The sequence below is a fragment of the Rhizobium sp. 25PS6 genome, from assembly GCF_032464655.1.
Lineage (GTDB): Bacteria > Pseudomonadota > Alphaproteobacteria > Rhizobiales > Rhizobiaceae > Rhizobium > Rhizobium laguerreae.
The window spans coordinates 59597-80719 of the sequence record NZ_JAWDIV010000010.1; the positions used below are offsets into that span (position 1 = coordinate 59597).

18 protein-coding genes and 1 pseudogene are annotated in these 21123 nt (G+C 62.0%); 6 read left to right on the forward strand and 13 right to left on the reverse strand.

Annotation, left to right across the window (positions count from 1 at the left end; genetic code table 11):
* Window positions 1–222: 222 nt before the first annotated feature.
* A pseudogene (locus tag RWK44_RS15855) lies at window positions 223–500 on the forward strand (helix-turn-helix transcriptional regulator).
* Between the two features lie 61 nt (window positions 501–561).
* Here RWK44_RS15855 and guaA read toward each other — a convergent pair.
* The gene (gene guaA / locus RWK44_RS15860; RefSeq protein ID WP_020052549.1) at window positions 562–2124 is read right to left on the reverse strand and encodes a glutamine-hydrolyzing GMP synthase; all 1563 of its coding nucleotides are present in this window, start codon (window positions 2122–2124) and stop codon (window positions 562–564) included.
* Window positions 2125–2408: 284 nt separating this feature from the next.
* Between guaA and RWK44_RS15865 the strand changes: the two genes are divergently transcribed.
* The 3 genes from RWK44_RS15865 to RWK44_RS15875 all read left to right on the forward strand — a co-directional run bounded on the left by RWK44_RS15865 (window position 2409) and on the right by RWK44_RS15875 (window position 6638).
* Window positions 2409–3491, forward strand: a complete 1083-nt coding sequence (locus RWK44_RS15865; protein WP_026265552.1) for a substrate-binding domain-containing protein — start codon at window positions 2409–2411, stop codon at window positions 3489–3491.
* Between the two features lie 116 nt (window positions 3492–3607).
* Complete coding sequence (locus RWK44_RS15870) at window positions 3608–5863, forward strand: ABC transporter permease (protein WP_316029079.1); 2256 nt, start codon at window positions 3608–3610, stop codon at window positions 5861–5863.
* A complete protein-coding gene (locus RWK44_RS15875) occupies window positions 5856–6638 on the forward strand; it encodes an ATP-binding cassette domain-containing protein (RefSeq protein ID WP_316029080.1) in 783 nt (260 codons plus the stop codon). The genes RWK44_RS15870 and RWK44_RS15875 overlap by 8 nt, the downstream gene beginning before the upstream one ends.
* 334 nt (window positions 6639–6972) lie before the next feature.
* Here RWK44_RS15875 and RWK44_RS15880 read toward each other — a convergent pair whose 3' ends face one another.
* A complete protein-coding gene (locus RWK44_RS15880; RefSeq protein ID WP_018485266.1) occupies window positions 6973–7611 on the reverse strand; it encodes a 5'-methylthioadenosine/S-adenosylhomocysteine nucleosidase in 639 nt (212 codons plus the stop codon).
* On the reverse strand, window positions 7608–8057 hold the full coding sequence (locus tag RWK44_RS15885) for a PaaI family thioesterase (RefSeq protein ID WP_003544704.1): 450 nt from the start codon (window positions 8055–8057) through the stop codon (window positions 7608–7610). Before RWK44_RS15885 ends, RWK44_RS15880 begins: the two co-directional genes overlap by 4 nt.
* A gap of 270 nt (window positions 8058–8327) precedes the next feature.
* On the opposite strand from RWK44_RS15885, the gene RWK44_RS15890 reads away from it, so the two are divergent.
* Window positions 8328–9404, forward strand: a complete 1077-nt coding sequence (locus RWK44_RS15890) for a DUF2252 family protein (protein ID WP_077977307.1) — start codon at window positions 8328–8330, stop codon at window positions 9402–9404.
* Window positions 9405–9421: 17 nt separating this feature from the next.
* On the opposite strand, the gene RWK44_RS15895 is transcribed toward RWK44_RS15890, so the two are convergent.
* The 9 genes from RWK44_RS15895 to RWK44_RS15935 form a co-directional block, all read right to left on the reverse strand.
* Window positions 9422–10501, reverse strand: coding sequence for a DUF1513 domain-containing protein (locus RWK44_RS15895; RefSeq protein ID WP_077977308.1), 1080 nt, complete (start codon window positions 10499–10501; stop codon window positions 9422–9424).
* Window positions 10502–10505: 4 nt separating this feature from the next.
* Entirely contained in the window at window positions 10506–11606 is a 1101-nt protein-coding gene (locus tag RWK44_RS15900; protein WP_222037391.1) for an imelysin family protein, read from the reverse strand.
* The gene (locus RWK44_RS15905) at window positions 11606–13144 is read right to left on the reverse strand and encodes a di-heme oxidoreductase family protein (protein WP_168257125.1); all 1539 of its coding nucleotides are present in this window, start codon (window positions 13142–13144) and stop codon (window positions 11606–11608) included. Before RWK44_RS15905 ends, RWK44_RS15900 begins: the two co-directional genes overlap by 1 nt.
* Window positions 13145–13191: 47 nt before the next feature.
* Window positions 13192–14469 (reverse strand): imelysin family protein, encoded by a 1278-nt coding sequence (locus RWK44_RS15910; protein ID WP_316029081.1) that lies wholly within the window; start codon window positions 14467–14469, stop codon window positions 13192–13194.
* A gap of 181 nt (window positions 14470–14650) precedes the next feature.
* Window positions 14651–15940: an RsmB/NOP family class I SAM-dependent RNA methyltransferase gene (locus tag RWK44_RS15915; protein WP_168283979.1), complete on the reverse strand. Its 1290-nt coding sequence runs from the start codon at window positions 15938–15940 to the stop codon at window positions 14651–14653.
* Between the two features lie 144 nt (window positions 15941–16084).
* Entirely contained in the window at window positions 16085–16447 is a 363-nt protein-coding gene (locus RWK44_RS15920; protein ID WP_018069989.1) for a septal ring lytic transglycosylase RlpA family protein, read from the reverse strand.
* Window positions 16448–16853: 406 nt separating this feature from the next.
* Window positions 16854–17726, reverse strand: a complete 873-nt coding sequence (locus RWK44_RS15925) for an SDR family oxidoreductase (RefSeq protein ID WP_221998497.1) — start codon at window positions 17724–17726, stop codon at window positions 16854–16856.
* The gene (gene queG, locus RWK44_RS15930) at window positions 17726–18883 is read right to left on the reverse strand and encodes a tRNA epoxyqueuosine(34) reductase QueG (protein WP_221944650.1); all 1158 of its coding nucleotides are present in this window, start codon (window positions 18881–18883) and stop codon (window positions 17726–17728) included. Before queG ends, RWK44_RS15925 begins: the two co-directional genes overlap by 1 nt.
* A 12-nt stretch (window positions 18884–18895) precedes the next feature.
* Complete coding sequence (locus tag RWK44_RS15935; protein ID WP_003544722.1) at window positions 18896–19588, reverse strand: glutathione S-transferase family protein; 693 nt, start codon at window positions 19586–19588, stop codon at window positions 18896–18898.
* A 230-nt stretch (window positions 19589–19818) separates the two neighbouring features.
* On the opposite strand from RWK44_RS15935, the gene RWK44_RS15940 reads away from it, so the two are divergent.
* Complete coding sequence (locus tag RWK44_RS15940; protein ID WP_168283977.1) at window positions 19819–20616, forward strand: undecaprenyl-diphosphate phosphatase; 798 nt, start codon at window positions 19819–19821, stop codon at window positions 20614–20616.
* Between the two features lie 242 nt (window positions 20617–20858).
* Here the strand turns inward: RWK44_RS15940 and RWK44_RS15945 are convergent, their stop codons facing one another.
* Entirely contained in the window at window positions 20859–21011 is a 153-nt protein-coding gene (locus RWK44_RS15945; protein ID WP_003544729.1) for a hypothetical protein, read from the reverse strand.
* Window positions 21012–21123: the final 112 nt, after the last annotated feature.

Below are 21123 nucleotides of genomic sequence, written 5' to 3' on the forward strand. Positions count from 1 at the left end.
AGATTAGGCAAGGCTAATCTTCAAGATCTTTACCGATCGGTATGGCGATCTTCTCTCGGGCGTGCCGTGGTTGGATGTCCTAGACGACGCCTGCCCCTTGAGACCGCCCGTCCGATTTGCACGCTATGATGCGATATTCCCGCACGCAGCGCTGTGGGACCTTCCATCTTCCTCGACCTATTGCTTTCTATCTCGGGCCCCCCGAGCAGCAGGAGGCAAAGCATGGCCAAGGCAAATGCCGACGATGCACTACGCCGGACTATACGGCGCCATCAGCTGCGCGAGATGATCCCACTCGCTGACAGCACCATCTACGAAATGGAGCAGCGTGGTGAATTTCCGCGCCGTTTTGCACTATCGCCTAGATGCATCGTCTGGGACTTAGCTGAAGTTGAGGCCTGGCTGCTGGCGCGCCGCGCCGACGCGCTCAGCAGCCGGACGTTTCAAAGCGTAAAACGCGGCCAGTCAAAGGGCGGGATCAAGCTCCATCAGAGGCATAGCCGGCGGCAAGAGCCCGGGTGTGTGTTTACGTCCCGCCACCCACGCGTCAATGATGTCCGATTATTCCCACTCGATCGTACCGGGCGGTTTCGACGTAACATCGTAGACCACGCGGTTGATGCCGCGCACCTCGTTGATGATGCGGGTGGCGGCGCGGCCGAGGAATTCCATGTCGTAGTGGTAGAAATCGGCCGTCATGCCGTCTACGGAGGTGACGGCGCGTAGTGCGCAGACGAATTCATAGGTGCGCCCGTCGCCCATGACGCCGACGGTCTGGACGGGCAGCAGCACGGCGAAGGCCTGCCAGATGGCGTCGTAGAGGCCGGCCTTGCGGATTTCATCGAGATAGATCGCATCGGCCTCGCGCAGGATCTCCAGCTTTTCGCGGGTGATGCCGCCGGGGCAGCGGATGGCAAGGCCCGGGCCGGGGAAGGGGTGGCGGCCGATGAAGCTGTCGGGCAGGCCGAGCTCGCGGCCAAGCGCGCGCACTTCGTCCTTGAAGAGCTCGCGCAAGGGTTCCACGAGCTGCATCTTCATGCGCTCCGGCAGACCGCCGACATTATGGTGCGATTTGATCGTCACCGACGGGCCGCCGGTGAAGGAAACGCTTTCGATCACGTCGGGATAGAGCGTGCCCTGGCCGAGGAAGTCGGCGCCGCCGAGCTTCTTTGCCTCTTCCTCGAAGGTCTCGATGAACAGCCTGCCGATGATCTTGCGCTTGGTTTCCGGGTCGCTGACGCCCTCGAGTTCGCCGATGAAACGATCGGCGGCATCGACGTGCAGCAGATGCAGATTGTAGTGCTCGCGGAACATGGCGACGACGCCGGCCGCCTCGTCCTTGCGCATCAACCCGTGGTCGACGAGGATGCAGGTCAGCTGGTCGCCGACGGCTTCGTGGATCAGGAGGGCTGCGACGGAGCTGTCGACGCCGCCCGAAAGCGCGCAGATGACGCGTTTGTCGCCCACCTGCGCACGGATCTGCTCGACCGCCTTCTGGCGATAGGCCGACATCGACCAGTCGCCCTTGATGCCGGCAATGTTGTGAATGAAATTGCCGATCAGCTTGGCGCCGTCAGGCGTATGCACGACTTCCGGGTGGAACTGCACGCCGTAATATTTGCGCTTCTCGTCAGCGATGAAGGCATAGGGCGCGTTGGAGGAGGTGGCGACCACCTCGAAACCATCCGGCAGCGCGGTGACGCGGTCGCCATGGCTCATCCAGACCTGATGGCGCGAGCCGGAGGACCAGAGGCCCTCGAACAGCTGGCAGTCCCTGTCGACATCGAGGAAAGCGCGGCCGAATTCGCGATGATGGCCGCTCTCGACCTTGCCGCCGAGCTGCATGCACATCGTCTGCTGGCCGTAGCAGATGCCGAACACCGGCAGGCCGCTGTCGAAGATGATCTGAGGCGCTCGCGGCGATCCCTCGTCCACCGTGGAAGCCGGGCTGCCGGACAGGATCACGGCCTTCGGCTGCAGGCGGTGGAAGCCTTCTTCGGCCGATTGGAAGGGGACGATCTCGCAATAGACGCCGGCCTCGCGCACGCGTCGTGCGATGAGCTGGGTCACCTGGCTGCCGAAATCGACGATGAGAACGGAGTCGGGATGTGCTGTCTGGGTCATGGCGAGGCTTTAATGAAAAGCGCTTCGCCTGGCAATCCGGGAAATCGAAGGCATCGGGTTTTTATTGTTCCAATTGTCCCGACCCCACCAACCTGTCACCTGCCATTCAAAAACGGTTATCGGACGCTTCCAAAAGCAAAAAATTCACAAGTAGGATGGGTTTGCGGTTTACTTGAACCAGAATTGCGCGGAATATTAGCAAATGGGAGGATAAGCCTTCGGCCCACTCTCGATACATTGCGCCGGAACGGCTTTCCTCCCTTGGTTTCAAGGGAGGACCAATCATGAGGCGGGTATTGTTCTACGCGGCATCGGCCGCGATACTGTCGCTCGGTGTCTCGCATGCATTTGCGCAGTCGGGCGGCGTCGAGAAAGCGGTTGGCGGCTATAACTTCGAGGAAGCGGCAAAAGAGGCCCCCGGCACGAAGGATTTCCATTCGGCTGACGGTCATTTGACCTTCGCGATCGTGACGCACACGGCAGGCAATGGCTTCTTTGACCCTGTCTATGTCGGCGCGACCGTCGCCGGCAATATGATCGGTGCCAAGATATTGCTGCTCGGTTCGGAATCGCCGGTGGACGACCCCGCCCGCGAGATCGAGATCCTGAACCAGATCGTTCAGGACCCGACGATCGACGGCATCATCATGACGACGCCGCAGGTCGGTGCCTATAACGACATCGTCAAGGCTGCCGAGGCGGCCGGCATCCCGATCGCGACGACCAACTCGTTCGACGGCACCATACTGCACCGGAGCGCGATCAGCCATACCGGCCAGGACGCGTCGGCCGCGGCAATCGGCGGCGAGGCGCTCGCGACTTGCGTGCTGGCCAGTGGCGCGACCAGCGGCTCGATCGTGCTGCCGTCCTCCACCGCGATGGGCAACATCGAGGTGAACAACCGAGTCACCGCCGCCTTCAATGCCATCGTCAAGACGTTGAAGGACGCCGGCAAGCTCGATGCCTTCAAGGTTGACGCCGGTCCGGAGAACGTCGGCATCGACACGAACCCGAACGACCCTGTCAACGCACTTGTTTCGCTCTTCGAGTCCCGTGGAGACGTGGTCGGCGCCTTCACAGCCAACAACGTCTTTACGCCGCCGCTCGTCAAGGCGGTTGCCCAGATGGGGCGGACAGGCAAGTTGTGCGCTTATGGTTTCGATCTCGGCCCGGCGCAGCAGGAAGGCATCGCAGCGGGGAACCTGACCGGCTCGCTCGGCCAGCAGCCCTTCCTGCAGGGCTTCTGGCCCGTCATGCAGCTTTATCTGCAGATCGATCGCGGTATCGCGGCTGCCAATCTCGACACGCGTGCCCAGCTTGTGACGAAGGAAACGGTCGCCAACGTCGGTAAGCGCTTCGAGAACTGACTGCCGTTCGAAACGTCTGAAATCAAGGCGGGAGGGTGCGAGCCATCCCGCCACGCGAAGGCAAGCATCGGTCGGTAGAAACTCATTCGGTAGAAATTTATTTTCGGTAGAAACTGATGGAGCCCGCCACGACGACATCGCTCGGCCGTGCGCCGCCCCAGCTCGTCGGCGGCTGGGAGGCGGGGCTCCTCATGTTCCTTGCGCTGCTCTATTTCGGCGGGGCAATCGTCAATCCGGCCTTTTTCGGATCGACGGAGGCCCTTCACGCGCTTCTGCGCGATACGTCCCGTGTGGGCATCATCGCGGTCGGGATGACTTTCGTCATCGTCAACAGGGATCTCGATCTTTCGGTCGGTTCGACCTACGGCCTGATCGCGGTGGTCTTCGCAAGGCTTTTTGCCCCGAGCTTTCTCGATTTCGGCGTGATCCAGTCGGCGGTCCTCTGCGTGCTGCTGGGCACGGCGATCGGCCTGATCAACGGCGTGCTCGTCACCGTCCTGAAAGTGCCGGCCTTCATCGCGACGCTGACGATCCTCTTCATCGGCCGCGGTTTCGTGCTGGCGTTGACGCATGGCCAGGCAATCTATTACTCCGACAAGGCGAAAGACCATCCGCTGTTCTTCCACCTGGGCGAGACGAATATCCTCGGCTTCAACAACCAGATCGCGATCTTCTTCCTCATCGCCATGGTTGGGGCCTATGTGCTTGCCAAGACCCGCTGGGGCTATGAGACTTTCGCCACCGGCGGAAACGAGCAGGCGGCGGCCTATGCCGGCATTCGCACGCGCTGGGTGCGCATTCGCGCCTATCTGCTCTCCTCGCTTTGCGCGACCCTTGCAGCTCTCCTGTCGGCCGCGCAGGACAAGGGCGTCACCCCCCTCTATGGTGTCAGCTGGGAACTCACCGTCATCGCATCGGTCGTCATCGGCGGAGCATCGATCCTTGGCGGGCGCGGGCGCGTGATCGGGTCTTGCCTGGGTGCCGCGGTCGTCGTGCTGATCGATAAGGTGCTGCGCGAGGGATGGCCGATCACGCGCATCGTCGTGATCGACGGTGAAAACGTCTCGGTCGGTGCCAAGTTCACGTTGCCGGCAGGCGCCGTTCTGGTTTTCCTGGGTCTGCTTCTCGTCATCGCCGTGCTGATCGAGCCCTTCCTCATTCGGCGCCAGGTTGCGGCCCGGCTATGGGCATGGCTGCGCGGCCGGTCACCCCCGCCGGCCTATGAGATCGGCGGCGTGGCGATAGAAGGTGTGCAGACCAAGGGGGCGATGGCGGCCGACATGGCGCTGTCTGCCACCGGGCTCGGCAAGTTTCTCGCCCGCCGCGACGCGCTGGCCATCATCCTGACCGTCGTGTTGTGGCTGACGGGCCTCGTGCTCAGGCCGGACTACTGGTGGAACCTGCCCAACACCTTTGCCATCCTGCTCAATTACACGGAATTGGCCCTCATCACCGTCGGGCTCACCTATGTCATCGCAGCCGGCGATATCGATCTCTCCGTCGGCGCGGTGCTTGCCCTTGCCGGCAGCACGGCGGCCTATTTCCTGAAGGTGCTCGGCGCCGATCCGCTCACCGCCGTGACGATGGGCCTGTTTGCGGGGATGACCGCCGGGGCCGTCAACGCCATGGTCGTCGTCGGCTTCAAACTGCCTGCCTTCATCGCCACGCTCGGCATGTTCTACATTGCCCGCGGGCTCGCCGCCTGGTTCGTCGCGGGACAGCAGCTGACCGGCTGGCCCGAGGGCTATAACCTGTTCGGACGCAAGGTGAATGACGTTCTCCTGCATTTCGGCCTTGCATTGCCGCCGGGGATCATTCGCTCGGTGGCCGAGGTCGTCAGCGTCCAGACGATCTGGATGTTTTTCGTTGCCGTGATCGCCGGTATCGTGCTTGCCTATACGCCGTTCGGGCTGAAGGTCTGCGCGGCCGGCGGCAACGTGCGCGCCGCCGCTTATGCCGGCATCAACACCAACCGCGTGCGCATCATCGCGCTCATGCTGTCGGCGCTCTGCGCCACCATGGCCGGGATCATCAACGTCGCCTATTTTCGCAGCTTCAACCCGGTTGCCGGCCAGTTTCGCGAGCTCGATGCGATCGCTTCTGTCATCATCGGCGGCGGATCGATCTTCGGCGGTTACGGCACGATGGTCGGCTCGCTTGCGGGCGCCGCCGTCATCACGCTCGTGCGGGCGCTGCTTCAACTCAACGTTCAGGGGTTCAGCATGCCGCAGCACTGGATCAACGTCTTTATCGGCGTCATCCTCATCGTCGCGGTGCTGATCGATATATGGGTGCGCCAGGCCAATATTTTCGGGCGCCTGCGCACCCGGCTGAGAAGAGGTGCGCCAACAGGGGACAGCAGTCATGGCTGACGCGACACCATCCGCGCCGATCGTGGAAATGCGGGGCATCGAAAAAGCCTTCGGGGCCGTGCAGGCGCTTCGCAAGGTCGATCTGACGCTTTATCCCGGCGAGATTCTCGGCCTGGTCGGCGACAACTCGGCCGGCAAATCGACGCTCATGAAGATCCTGACCGGTGCTTATCAGCGCGATGCGGGTGATATCCTCGTTGCCGGGCAACCGGTGCGGTTCAAGAGCCCGCACGAGAGCCGCGACGTCGGCATCGAGATGATCTACCAGGATTTCGCGCTCTGCGGCAACATGGATGTCGGCCAGAATATCTTCCTTGGCCGCTGGCCGCTCAAAGGCCCTTTCGTTAACAGGCGGAAGATGTATGCGGAAGCCGACAGCGTGCTGAAACGGCTCAAGGTCGACGTGAACTCCGTCTATCAGAAGGTCGAAAGCTTGTCGGGCGGCCGCCAGCAATCCGTCGCGATCGCCCGCGCAATCTCGTTCGAGCCGCGCGTCGTGATCCTCGACGAGCCGACCGCCAACCTTTCCGTGATGGCGACGGAACGGCTGCTCGAAACCATGCTGGAACTGAAGAAGCAGGGCGTCGCCCAGATCATCATCTCACACCGCCTTATCGATATTTTTGCCGTGGGCGATCGCGTCATGATCCTCAAGCGCGGCGAATATGTCGGCGATCGCTACATCAGGAATACCGACGAACATGAAGTGCTGGAGATTATCGTTTCCGGCACGCGACAGAATGCGCTGACAGCCGATGAGGCAAGATCCATTTGAATAGCCACTGTGAATCAGAAGCGAAGGTTGACACCGGTCTGGTGAAACGCATCATATTGATTGTCAATCGTAATTCGACGCGCAGGTGGGGTCACGACCGGCGCCGATGGAGCATCATGTCAGCCCGGAAACGCTCGCGGCCCTGAAGAGGTTCACAGTGCAAAGACGTTCCTGAGCAAGCGCCGGTCAGAAACGGCTTGTTTCGGAGAGGCGTGGCTGGCGAACGCCCCGGGTAACATCGCACCGATCTCAAGCCTTCCTACTGGACTGCAGCGCCACGATGACGCGTTCAGCCATCGATGGCCACCTGCCGGGACACGATCCATTCAGGGGCTCAGAACCAGAAAACCCCGTCCTCCAGCGCCGTGAACAGGCTGTCGACGCCATAGGAGAGCTTGCGGTCGACGATGTGCAGATATTCGGTCCAGCCCGAAATATGCTGCAGCTCGACGGCGCCGTCGGAAATGCCGCGCAGGCCGATCAGCGGCAGCTTGTAGCCCTGGCAGGCGCGCAGCACCGCATAGGTCTCCATGTCGACCATGTCGGCGTCGATATTGGTATAGGCGGCGCCCGAGATGATGTTGCCGCCGGTGGAAAGGCTTGCTTCGGCAATGCCGGGAATGCGCAGCGGCAGCTCGAGCGTTGCCGGCAGGTCGAGAAAGGGTGTCTTGCCCTTTTCGAAGCCGAGCGGCGAGGCGTCCATGTCGCGGTAGGAAACCGAGGTCACCTGATAGATTTCGGTCTGCTCCAGTTTCGCGGAGCCGGCCGAGCCGAGGGAGACGACGAGATCGGGCAGGTCGTCGACGGCATCCAGCCGCGCCAATGTCTTGCTCAGCGCGATGGCTGCTTCGACCGGGCCGACACCGGTCATCAGCGGTTCGATGCGCGAACGCAGGAAGGGACCGTATTCGGCCTCCGCCGCCATGACGAAAAGAATGGATTTCCCCGCGACCGATTTCAGTTCGAACTTCATCCCGTAATGCCCTCTCTACCGCGGATCACCATCATCGTTCCGGTCATGGAGGCGATGAGTTTCGCCGGCCCGTCGCTGATCGCGTAGCCTCGTCCGTCGGCGACGATGATGGTGGAGCCGGGTTTGGTGATTTCCCCGCGAAACAGGAAACGATCGCCGCGCCCGGGCGACATGAGGTTGACCTTGAACTCGATCGTCAGGATCGAGGCTTCCGGGTCGATGACGCTGTAGGCGGCAAAGCCGCAGGCCGAATCGAGCGCTGCGGAAATGATGCCCGCATGCAGGATGCCGTGCTGTTGTGTCAGTTTGACGTCGAAGGGAAGCTCGATCTCGACGACGCCGTGCTCGACGCGCGTCAGCTCCGCGCCGATCGTCTCCATCGCCGCCTGCCGCGCAAAATTGCGGCGGATTCGCGCGCGGAAATCGCCCCTGTCAGTCTCGCTCATGTCTGCCCCTCTTGCAGCCGCGAAAGTGGCATGGCGCGCCGCATTCGACAAGCTGGACATTGCTGAAATCGGTCCGGGCGCCGATGGAAACCCGGGACCGTGTCGCCGCGGCAACCCTTCACCTTTCCGTCGCCGTGCAAGCCGGCACAGCTGGCCGGCACCGCTCGCCAGTACCGCTGGATTGTGGCGTTCCGATGCGAAGACGATTGCAGCTTCGCGCGGTGCGCGTATTCTCCGCACCGGGTCGCGAAATGATGGAGCGCCGGCGGCATGACGACGATATCGCAATCGGTGCGGAATTTCGAGACCTGGCTGGCCGGTGAACTCGGCGACGATCTCGTCAAGGACGATCTCCGGGAGAAGCACGAGAAGATGCGGAGCGACGATTTCGTCTTCCTGCGCGCCACCTATTGGCGCTGGTGCGAGATCATCCTCGATATCTGCCCGGAACTGACGGGCGCGCCTCAGGTACTGGCGATCGGTGACACGCATCTGGAGAATTTCGGCACCTGGCGCGATGTCGAGGGCCGGCTCGTCTGGGGCGTCAATGATTTCGACGACGCGGCGGTGATGCCCTATGCGCTGGATCTCGTTCGCCTTGCGGCAAGCGCCGTGCTGGCCCGCGGCGGCGACGGTCCGTCGGTTCGCATGATCGGCGAACTGATCTTGAGCGGCTATCGCCGGGGCCTTGAAAATCCGCTGCCCGTCATCCTCGAGCGCGACCACAAATGGCTGCGCAAGGCGCTGCTGCTGCCGAATTCCGAGCGCCGGGAATTCTGGGAGAAATACGAAATGCTGCAGCCCGGCAAGAAGCCGCCACCGGCAGCCTATGTCGAGGCGCTCGCAGACGCGCTGCCGTTGGGGGCAGGACCCTTCGCGGCGAAGCCGCGCAGCGGCGGCACCGGCAGCCTCGGCCGGCCGCGTTTCGTCGCCTATGCCGAATGGCAGGGTGGGCCGGTGCTGCGCGAGGCAAAGGCGCTGGTGCCGTCCGCCTGGTCGCTTCGCCACAACCCGCGGGACGTGGCGATCCATGCAAGCGAGATCGCCAATGGGCGGGCGCGCTCTGCCGATCCGCATTACCGGGTCTCCGGCCGCACCCTCGTGCGCCGGCTCTCGCCGAACAGCTGCAAGATCGAAATCGACCGGCACCCCGAGATCCTGCTTTCGCCGACGATGCTGGAATTGATGGGATTCGAGATCGCCAATTGCCATTCCGACGATGCAGCGGCGGTTGCAGCGATCCTGAAGGATTTGGCGGCGCGGGGAAACGAATGGCTGCACGAGGTGGCAAGAGCCGCGGCATCAAGCGTCAGCGCCGAGCAGAAAGCCTATGCGCGTTCCGGTTAAGCCCTGCCTTCCCTGATCTAGATCCGCACGATGTGCTGATCCCAGGCGACGTCGCTGCGGGTCGACAGGAAATCGCCGTCATAGGAGGAGACGGCAAAGCCGCTTCTAGCCGGCGCGATGCCCGCCGCATCCGGTACGGAAGTCTCGGCCAGCATCTTGCCCGTCCTAGCGTCGATGGTCACCGAGGCGCCGCCCTTCGGCGAGGTTATGCCGACGAGACCTTCGCTGCGATTGACGGCGATCGCCCCGACGTAATTGGCGAGCCTGCGCGTCGTTTCCTCCGGCAGGTCGATGAAAGTAAGATCCTCCCCCTTAGCGAAATGGCCGACAAGCGGCGGCAAATCCTTGCGGTGGCCTTCATACTGGCAGGCGAACCAGATGCGGCCGGCGCCGTCGAGATCGACGTGGCGAGTGGAGAGTTCTGCCCATTCCGCCGGCAGCACATGTTTTTCGACCAGAGCACCGGTTGCCGCATCGATCAACGCCAGCGACGGCTGCATCTCTCCGAGATTGAGCTTGGTGCGCCCGAAATCCGGATGCGTCTCGATGCCGCCATTGGCGACGATCAGCAGGCGTCCGTCTTCGGAAACGGTCATGTCGTGCGGGCCGATGCCGTAGGTTTCGAATTCGCCGATGCGGGTGAAGCGGTCGGTGGCGTCGTAGAGGCCGATCATGCCGCGATTGCCGTCGAAGTCGTTCTCGCTGGCGTAGAGCAGACGGCCGTCGGGAGAGAAGGCGCCGTGGCCGTAGAAATGCCGGTCTTCCCTGGAGCTGATGACGATCGGCTCGCTTTTGTTCCAGGGATCGAAGATCATCGCATAAGTGCCCGGCCGGCGCGCGAAGGCGACAGTCTTGCCGGTACTGGCGCTGAAGGCCATGCCGTGGGCGCGGGCGGGAAGCGCCACCTGATCGACGATCTCGCCGCGCTCGGTCACGGTCGCAATGGCAAAGGAGCCGTCGGCTGCCCGAATGCCCGAGGCATAGACCACATCAGTCCCCTCCAGCGCCATCAGCGATCTTGGCGTCAAGGTGGCAAGGAAGCCGAGCCCCGCCGCCTTGACGAAGCTGCGTCGGTTGATCGCGGCACTTTGCATCATCGTCTCAGTCTCCGTCCGAAAAGGAAAAGCCGGCCGAAAGGCCGATGGCTGCGCCATATTCGTCGCTGATCCGGGTGATCAGGTCGCGGCTTTCGGCAAGCAGCGTATCGAGCTTGGCCTTCTCCGCATCGCTTGTGGCGACGTCGATGTCGGGGTTGAGCTTCGGCACGCTGTCGAGCAGTGATTTGAAATCCTCGTCGATCGAGGCGGCGATCGGCTGTTTGTCCGGCGGCAGAAGTTCGGCCATGCCGGCCTTCTGCCAGAGCGTGCGCAGGCCTTCCAGATTGGCGGCCATCGATTTCCAGGTGTTCTTGGAACGCCAGTAGATCGCCATGCGCGGCCGCGGCGCGGTGTCCTTGCCCTTGTAGAATTGCTCCAGCCGCTGGTCGCGGACATTCTCCGCGCCATGGACGAGAATGCCGAGCAGCGCGGTCACCGCTTCCTTGTTATCCATGAAATCGTTGCTCTGCGGGCCTGGATGTTTCCAGCTCGCCTGCACGCCGTCGGGCTTTTCCCAGGCGGCGACGACTTCGCCGGCCTCACGCTGGATATTGCCGGCGACCGCCTCGCCGTAAAGGCAACGGAAGCCGTTTTTCTGCCCGACGAGATCGTTGGAGCCATTGCCGTAGAGCACGTATTCCAGCGCCGTCAGGCCTTGCAGCGCAACACTCTTGCCGGCGATCGCATCGACAGTCGCATCCTTTGAATCGGCCTTGGCGATCAGCGCCTGCACCTGCTTGAGGCCGACGCCCTTGCGGTCGGGATAAAACAGGATGTGCTCGAAGAGATTGTCCTGGATGACAGGTCCGGTCTGGACGATCTCGATGATCGACCAGTAGCGGATCGTATCGTCGAAGGCGGATTTCGCCTTGTCGAGCGTCTGCTGCGTACCGTCAGCGCATAGATCCTTCATCGCCGTCGTCAACCGGGCAGCCGATTGCTGCATGTTGCGATAGCCGGGACGGATCACCTCGTCGACGGCGCGCTGCATGACGGCGGGAACGGCATCCTCGTTCAGCCCTGCCGGGGGAGCAACAGTCTGGGCGGCCGCGGATGTCGCGAGGCCGATCAGAGTAAGGCAGAGCAGGGGGTGCCAAAGGCGCATCAAAGTGACTCCAGGAATGTAATCAGGGCCGCCCTGTCGTCTTTCGGCAGGGAGGAGAAAGCGTTGCGGGCCTTTTCAGCTTCGCCGCCGTGCCAGAGGATCGCTTCGGTGAGGCTCCGCGCACGGCCGTCATGCAGGAAAAAGCTGTGTCCGCTGACAGTCCGGGTCAGTCCTATACCCCATAGCGGCGGCGTGCGCCATTCACGTCCGCTTGCAAGGCCGACCTGCTGCCCGTCGGCAAGCCCGTCGCCCATGTCGTGCAGAAGAAAGTCGGAATAGGGCCAGATCAGCTGGAAGGACTGCGCTTTTTCTTGCGTATCCCGCCGGGTGACGAATTTCGGCACGTGACAGGAAATGCAGCCGCTTTCGTAAAAAATCCGCTTGCCCTGCAGCGTCTCAGGGAAACTCGCCTTGCGCCGTGCCGGAACGGCAAGATTTCCGGAATAGAAGGTGACGAGGTCGAGAATGGGACCCGGCGCTTCTTCTGCGCCCAGCCGTTTCTGCACGCCGGTCGGCATATCGAGGCATGTCTCTTCCGCCTTGGTGCAATCGCCCTGCGCATCCGGGTGATCGGGCGTCGAGATGCCGATATCGTTGGCGAAGGCATCCGCACTCTGGTCGCGCACCGTGGCGTTCTGCGCCTTCCAGCCGAAGCGGCCGAGCGCGATCTTGCCGCTGCGATGGTCGCGCACAACCGCAGCCTTCCCCGAAATGCCGTCGCCGTCGGCATCGTCAGGATCGGCATGGGCAAGGATATCGGCCTCGGGAATGGCCTCGATCAGTCCGAGGCCGATCATCGCCGAGGCGACACGCGGCGAAATCGTCGTCGCGGGATCGAGCGGCCCATAGCCAAGGTTCGTCACCGCATAACTCGGCCGGCGCAGCGATACGGTCTCGCCGTCGCCAAGCGTCACCCTCTCGTCGCGGTAGCTGATCGCCATCTTCCCTTCGGCGGCAAGCCCGGGAACGGCGAGGTCCTGCAGCTGATGGCCGTAGACTGGATCGGGAAAATTGACGACATCGGCACTTGCGACCGCCGTTTCTTCCTCCGGCGTCGTGGCGGCGCGCGAAAGCCTCAGGAACATCGAGGTGGCGCTCGGACCTCCCTCCGGCGGTCTGCCGCGGCCGTCATTGACATGGCAGCTCATGCAGGAGCGGGCGTTGAACAGCGGCCCAAGACCATCGGAAGCCTGCGTCGAGGAAGGAGCGGACACCCAGAGCTTGCGGAAGAGCGCATTGCCGAGCTTGAAATTCTGCTCTTCCTCGAAGGGAATATTGGCCGAAATATGCGAGAAGCTGTCTTCGGTGACGGGATCGATCGAGGTTGTCGCACCCGCCTGCATGGCTTCGTATTGTTCGGCCTTGGAAAAATCCGCTGTCGGCCGCGTCACATCGGCGACGCGTTTCAGATCGGCCTCGGAGAGGTCGGTGCGTTTGCTCGGCAGATCGAAACCGGCGGCGATGCTGACGGAAAAACCGGCAAGCGTTGCGCAGAGCGTTGCGCTGGCAAAAAATCGGCGGGCCGGGGCATGCGACATTTCAGGGTCCGGGCCGCTCCGGCTTTCGAAGCGGCCCGCCTTTTTGCTTATTGGAAGACGGCGTTAGGATTATCCAAGCTGTCGGAACCTTCAAGCTGAACCGTGCCGAGATCGAGTGCGGCAATAACGCGCTGCACCGATTTCGTCTGGTCGATCAGCCCGTCGATGGCGGCCTGGACAACGGCGTTGCCGTCCTTGTTGCCTTCGCCGATCATCTGGTCGTACTTTTCGACCGTCTCGCCGCGCTTTGCCATGGCATTCATCGCATCGAGCGTCTTGTTGAGCTTGCCTTCCACTTCGGCATCGAGCGCCTTGTCCTTGGCGGCCACCAGATCGTGCAGCGACGGGCCGCTGAGCTTGGTGCCGTCGACGCGGGTATAATTGCCGGTATAGGCGGCAGCAATGCCGATCGCGTCGTTGAGATGCGAGTTGTAGGTATTGTCCGAGAAGCAATCATGCTCTTCTTCCGGATCGTGCAGCAGCAGGCCGAGCTTCATGCGCTCGCCGGCAAGCTCGCCGTAGGAAAGCGAACCCATGCCCGTCAGGATCGCCACAAGGCCTGCCTTCGGATCGGCTTCGACATTCTTCGTCGCAGCGCCATCCGGCTTCCAGTTGTCGGTCATTTCCTGCAGGTCGGAAACCAGCAGGGTGGAGGCGGACTTCAGATATTCGGCGCGGCGGTCGCAATTGCCGTGCGTGCAATTCTTGAGGTCGTAATCGGTTGCGGGACGATCGCCGGCGCCGGGACCCGTGCCGTTCAGATCCTGACCCCAGAGCAGGAACTCGATGGCGTGATAGCCGGTCGCGACATTGGCTTCGATGCCGCCTGCCTCGGCGAGCGTGCCGGAGAGGAATTCTGGCGTCAGCTTGGAGGCGTCGACATCCTTGCCGTCGATCTTGATCGTCTTGTTGGCGATGACATTTGCCACGTAGAGAGAATTTTCATCGCTCTCGGTGCCGTAGGAGGCATCGACATAGTCGATCAGGCCTTCATCGAGCGGCCACGCGTTGACCCTGCCTTCCCAGTCGTCGACGACTGGATTGCCGAAGCGATAGACTTCCGTCTGCTGGTAGGGGACGCGTGCCTTGATCCAGGCGTCCCTGGCGGCCTTGAGCGTCGCGTCGGTCGGCGCCTTCAGGAAGGCGTCGATCGCGGCGTCGAGCGCCTTGGCCGTCGTCAGCGAGTCCTCGTATTTCGCATGCGCCACGTCGGCATAGTGTTTCACTACGCTAGCAGCATCGGTCTCGGCATGCACGGGAAGGGCGAGCAGGGCGGCGGGGGCGATCGCCAGCACGGCTGCGCGGAATTTGCGGTTGAGCGTCATGATCCTCTCCTGTGACGGGATTTTCCGTCTAATCGGGCTCCGTCTCTTCGCGCAAAAGCAAACTGGTGTCAAATTCTCTAGTTTGGAATGATTTTAAGAATAGACAGGCACGGCTAACCGGTCATTTTTGAACGGCATTTGCTTGAAAACCGGCAGCTGCGTAGGCCTCCGCTAAACCGCGTCAGCCTTTGCGCTGCATACGGCAGAAGAAGAAGCCGTCGGTATCGGTGGAGGCGGGTGTCAAAGTCACCGTCAGGCCGTCGGAAGAATGCGGACGCGGGGCATCCTTGCCGAACAGGGCTTCCCAGGCGGGCAGGGCACTGACGATCTGAAAATCAGGATTGTCAGCCGTGAAGCGGCGCGCCTGTTCCTCGTTTTCCTGGGGCAGGACCGAGCAGGTGACATAGATCAGATCGCCGCCTGATTTGACGAAGCCGCTCGCCTGCGCCAGCGCGTCCTGCTGCTGGGCGGTGCGCTCGTCGAGGTTCTTCGCCGTCAGCCGCCACTTCGTATCGGGGCGGCGGCGCCACGTGCCGGTGCCGGTGCAGGGCGCGTCGACCAGCACCTTGTCGCAGCGTCCGGCAAGGGCGGAGAGCGCCCTGGCGTCGTCATGCACCTGGACATTGCGTGTGCCCGCCCGCTTCAGCCGCTCAATGATCGGCGCCAGTCGTTTGCGGTCGGCGTCATAGGCGTGAACCTGTCCCTTGTTCTGCATGGCCGCCGCCATGGCGAGCGTCTTACCGCCGCCGCCGGCGCAATAGTCGAGAACCTGTTCGCCATCATGGGCGAGCACCAGGTCGGCGACGATCTGCGATCCCTCGTCCTGAACTTCGAACCAGCCTTTCTGGAACGAAAGCTCGGCTGTCACGTTGGGAAGACGCGAGGCGCCTTCGCCGGCGGCAATCCGGATGCCGTAGCGGGCGATCTTCGCTGCATGCGCGTTGGCTCTTTCGAGCGCCCTGACGACCTTGTCGCGGGAGGCTTTGAGCAGGTTGGCGCGCAGATCGAGCGTCGGGCGGGCGGCGAGTGCCTGTGCCTCGGCGAGCCAGCCGGCGCCGAAGGCCTGTTCGAAGGAGGATTGCACCCATTCGGGAATATCGCCGCGAATATGCGGCGGCGCATCGTCGAGCGAGCGGCTTTGAAAGGCAGAGACGGCGTCGGCTGAAAGCGGCGCCGGCGCAAACTTGTCATCCGCCAGCTCAGTGGCAAGACTGTCAGGCGTGAAACCCCATTGGCGGAACATGACGGCATGGGCAATGGCCGCAGCACTGTCGTCATCCATCAGCCAGGCGTGGGAAAGCCGCATGCGCAGTGCGTCATAGACGATGTTGCCGATCGCAGCACGATCGCCGGAACCGGCGAAGCGGTGCGCGAGGCCCCAGTCCTTCAGCGCGTCGGCGACGGGCCGCTTGCGGGCATCGATGTCCGCGAGCACAGAAATCGCCCCTTCGAGGCGGCCGCCCAGACGCATTCACATGTCTCCTGTTGCCGTGGCGTGGGAACGATCAGCGCAAACGCGAGTGTCACGCAGCGGATTGTTCACAAGTCTCAACCGGGTGGTAACCGCGATTGACGGCAAGAGCAAGCGCCGCTTCCGGCGCAGTCAGTGCTGACCTCAGCTGACGACCTGGTAGCAGACCTTCGCAGTGCCGGAGCTCACCATGCCGATATTCTGGGCGGCGGCGCGCGACAGGTCGATCACACGACCACGGATGAACGGACCACGATCGTTGATACGAACGACGACGGTGCGGCCATTGTTGCGGTTGGTGACCTTCACCTTGGTGCCGAAAGCAAGTGAACGATGTGCGGCAGTCAAGATGGCTGGATTCATACGTTCCCCGGAAGCAGTTTTGGAGCGAAGTGCGTACCATGAAGCACCGCCACAGCCATTGCCAGCAAAACCTTCCGCCGGAAGCATGGAAGAACAGGCTGCAATAGTTACAGCGGCGATAATAGAACGACGTATTTTCTTCACAACAGAGTATCCCTCAACTATTGAACTCACGCCCTTGCAGGGTGGCGGGGCTTAAATCTGTGAAAAAGTGGCGAAAAAGTGCCGCAGCAATTCACGGAATATTACAATCTGCAACATTCGTGAGTGTGATGACGAGATTTCAGGAATGCGCGCCGTCGCCAAACGTGGAAAAAAGCTAATAGAATCAGCTAAAATCCGAACGAATTTTCCGAAGGGATGGTTAACGCCATCGCGTCACGAAAATCGCGAAAATATTTTTTCGATTTCGCCATATTTACTGCCACATTTGGGCAAATTCAAAGGCCGTTAACCATAAGATGCGGCGAAAATTGTCCGGCCAAAGCGGGAAAGTAGGAATTTCCTACTCATTTTGGGTGAGCGTATCCGTCGCAAACAGGACTGAGTTCTACTCCCCACGCCAGCGGCCATCCTGCCACAATTGCGCAAGCGACATAGGATAGTTCGGGAAGGAGAATTCGAAGCCGGCAGCCTTCAGTTTCGCATTCGAAACCCGCTTGTTCTCGCCGTAGAAAGTGCGCGCCATCGGCGTCAGTTCCGCGGTCTCGAACGCCTGTTCCGGCGGCGGTTCGACGCCCATCAGGCGGGCTGCCTCGACGATCACATCCTGCGGCGGGCCGGGCCGGTCGTCGGTGACATTATAGATGCCGCCGAGGCCGCGCTCCGACAGGAAACGTGTCGCCGCACCAATATCCTCGACGCGGATGCGGTTGAACACCTGGTCCTTCTTGATCAGCCGTCGCGCCGTGCCCTTGTCCAGATTGCAGAAGGCGTTGCGGCCCGGCCCATAGATGCCGGAAAGGCGAAGCACCGCCGCCGGCACGCTGCGCTCCCGGCCCATAGCCAACCAGCCCTCTTCCGCCTCGAGCCGCTCGGTCGACCGCCCGGAAACCGGCAGGCACGGCGTTTCCTCGTCCACCCAGGCGCCCTGGTGATCGCCATAGACGCCGACGGTGGAGAGGTAGCCGATCCATTCGAGCTTCGGCAGCAGACGTGCGCCGTCTTTACCGAGCAGCCGTAGCAACGGGTCGGCCTTTCCAGGGGCAATCGACTGCACCAGATGAGTGACGCCTTCCAAAGCCTGGCGCAGTTCCTCTTCCATGCTCTGTCCGTCGAAAAGGAATGCTTCGATGCCGTATTCGCGGAGGACTTCCACTTTGTCAGGCGAGCGCGTGGTGCCGGAAACCCGCACGCCGTCGCCGGCAAAGGCCTTGGCGATTGCCGTGCCGGAATAACCGCAGCCAAAGATCATCACATGCATCAGCCCACTCCCGCCAATCGCCATTCGTTCAATACGTCGTCATCGCTCTCGTCCGCCCTTTGTGCGGCAAAGGCCGCAAATTCGCCAGCCTCCATCAGCCGCGAGAGCGCCCAGACCGCCATGCCGCGCACCACGGGCGAGGGATCCTCCGAAAGCCCGCGACATGGCCCGATGAGCGCTTTGTCGCCGGAATTGCCGGCGGCGATCAGCACGTTGCGGACGAAACGGTCGCGGCCGATCCGCTTCACCGGCGAGCCGCTGAAGAAGGTGCGGAAGGCGGCATCGTCGAGCGTCAGCAGAAAGGCGATCGACGGCTCCTTCAGATCTTCCCGCGCCTTGAGCTTCATCTCGGAGGCGGAGCTTGCGAACTTGTTCCAGGGACAGGCGGCAAGACAGTCGTCGCAGCCATAGATGCGGTTGCCGATCAGCACGCGCAAATCGGCATCGATCGGCCCCTTGTGCTCGATGGTCAGATAGGAGATGCAGCGCCGCGCATCGATCTGGTAAGGCGCCGGAAAGGCAGCCGTCGGACAGATGTCGAGGCAGGCTCGGCAGGAGCCGCAATGATCGGTCTCCGACGCGTCGACGGCAAGATCGGCGGTGGTGAACATCGTGCCGAGGAACAGCCAGGAGCCATGAACGCGGCTGACGAGATTGGTGTGTTTGCCCTGCCAGCCGAGCCCGGCTGCCTCCGCCAGCGGTTTCTCCATCACCGGCGCCGTATCGACGAAGACCTTCACATCGGCGCCCGCCCGCGCCGCGAAGCGCGTGGCGATCTCCTTCAGCCGGCCCTTGATGACGTCGTGATAATCGCGGTTGCGGGCATAGACCGAAATCGCTGCCTTGTCCGGCTTGTCGAGGATAGCGCGGGGATCTTCATCCGGGGCGTAATTGAGGCCGAAGACGACGACGGAGCGCACCTCGCTCCAGAGCGTGCGGGGATCGCCGCGCCGGTCGCGCGTCTCCGCCATCCAGCCCATCGTCCCGTGGCGCCCGGCATCGATGAACTGGCCGAGACGCTCCTTGGCTTCAGGGATCGCATCCGGGCGCGTGATGCGGCAGAGATCGAAGCCCTTGGCGGCAGATTCCGCCCGGACAAACTCGGTCAAATTGTCGCGGCGGCGGCGCTCTTTGTCATCATTGTCAGGTTCGGGCATGAAGAGCCCTCGTCAGAAATCCAGATCGGCATAGTGTGAAACCGGTGTCAGGCCGCGTACGCGCTCGGTCAGCATCGGCCGGAAGGAGGGACGCGACTTCAGCCGCTGGTACCAGTCCTTGACGACGGGCGAATCCGCCCACTCGATCTCGCCGAGATAATCGAGGATCGAGATCGAGGCCGCGGCGGCAAGGTCGGCATAGCTCATCCGCTCACCCGCCAGCCACTGACGCGAGCCGGCAAGCCAGGTGAGATAGCGCATATGCTGGCGGATATTCGCGCGTGCCGTGCGCAAAACCTTCGAATCCGGTGCTCCGCCGCCCTGATCGGCGGTCATCTGCAACTTATAGACACGCTCGCGCGCGAGCGGTTTGGTCACGTCGTTTTCCATCTTCTGCATGAACCATTCGGTCAGCCGGCGGATTTCCGCTCGCTGGAAAGGGTCTTCGGCGAGCAGCCGCCGGTCGCGCTTCAAGACGCCATGCGTTTCGTCCAGATATTCGGAAATAACGCTCGCGCCGCAGAGCGCGCGCATGCTGTCGTCGACATAAACCGGCAGCGTGCCGGCCGGATTGAGCGCCAGGAAATCCCGGCGTTTCTCCCATGTCTGCTCCTCGATCAGATCCGCCTGATAGCCGTATTCCGCCAGGATCAGCCGGACGAAGCGAGATGCGGATGACATGGGATGATGATAAAGCGTGGGCATCGATACTCGGGCTTTGTGATTGCTGTTACAGGACTGTGTGGCAGCTCGATTATAGCGCCCTAGTCATGACTCATTGGTTGAAGCTATAGGAGCTTGGCCCCGCCAATACAAGCGAATCGGATTTTACGCCATCTGACAATGGCGAAACACGGTCTAACGAATGATTAGAAACGGCGGCCTGATCGACCCAAGCGTTCAGGCCCGGCCGAACTTTAAACCGGAGACAATGTATGGATTATATAAGTGCTATCATTCTCGGTATCATAGAGGGGATCACCGAGTTTCTGCCGATCTCGAGCACCGGCCATCTCATCATTGCGGAGCAATGGCTCGGCCACCGGTCGGACATGTTCAACATCGTCATTCAGGCAGGCGCCATCCTCGCCGTCACCATCATTTACTGGCGTCGTCTGGTGGATCTGGTGCTCGGCTGGCGCGACCCGATCAATCGTGATTATGCCGCCAAGCTGATCGCTGCCTTTCTCATCACCGCCATTCTCGGACTTGTCGTCAAGAGGCTCGGCTTTGAACTGCCGGAGACCGCAACACCGATTGCCTGGGCGCTCATCATCGGCGGTATCTGGATGATCTTTGCCGAGTGGGCCGCCGCCCGCAGGCCGCCCCATAAAGAGATCACCTGGCTTGTCGCCATCCTGGTCGGCATCGCCCAGATCGTTGCCGGCGTCTTCCCGGGAACCTCGCGCTCCGGCGCCACGATCTTCGTTGCCATGCTGGCAGGCACGGGCAACCGCGCTGCGGCGACCGAATTCGCCTTTCTCGTCGGCATTCCCACAATGTACGCCGCAAGCGGCTATGAATTGCTGAAGACGTTCAGGGATGGCGGAGCGGCAGGTGAAGACTGGACGGCGCTCGGCATTGCCTTCGTCGTGTCCACGATCGTCGCCTTCATCGCCGTCAAATGGCTGCTGGCCTATATCAGGAGCAACCGGTTTACGCTGTTTGCAATCTACCGCATCATTCTCGGTGTTTTGCTGCTCGGCATGGCCGCGACCGGCTTGATTGCCTGAGACATCGTCCTGCATTGCATTCGCGCAACTCCCGGCGCGAATGCAAATGCCCCGTCGGACTCCGAACAGACACTCTGTTGCCGGCAGAAGCCGCCAATCTTTCAGATAGGCGATATTGAGAGGATAAGAGCCCGCCGCCGCTTGAAGCAGGCAGGGTTGAGCGTTCATTGTGAACGCGCTATTTCAGGCGTTCCGATGACTGCTTGCTGGGAGCAGAATGCCGGCGCAGGGCCGGCCTTTCGTCAATGGATGATCGAAGCCGTCGAGCAAGGATCGACGCCGTAGGCCGGCGAGCAATCGCCCTTTACTGCCGCGACCGAACCGGGCGCAACGAAAGAGCCTGCAAGGATAACCAGCGCCGCACACGCAAACAGGAGCGCGATTGACTTGCCCATCGAGAAATGCCTTTCACAGTGATTGCCGCACGCTTTTCGCAGGCGTTGAGTCCGTTGGAAGACGCGCGGGTTTGGTAGTCAGTGGAATGACAAATAGCAATAAACGTTCCTG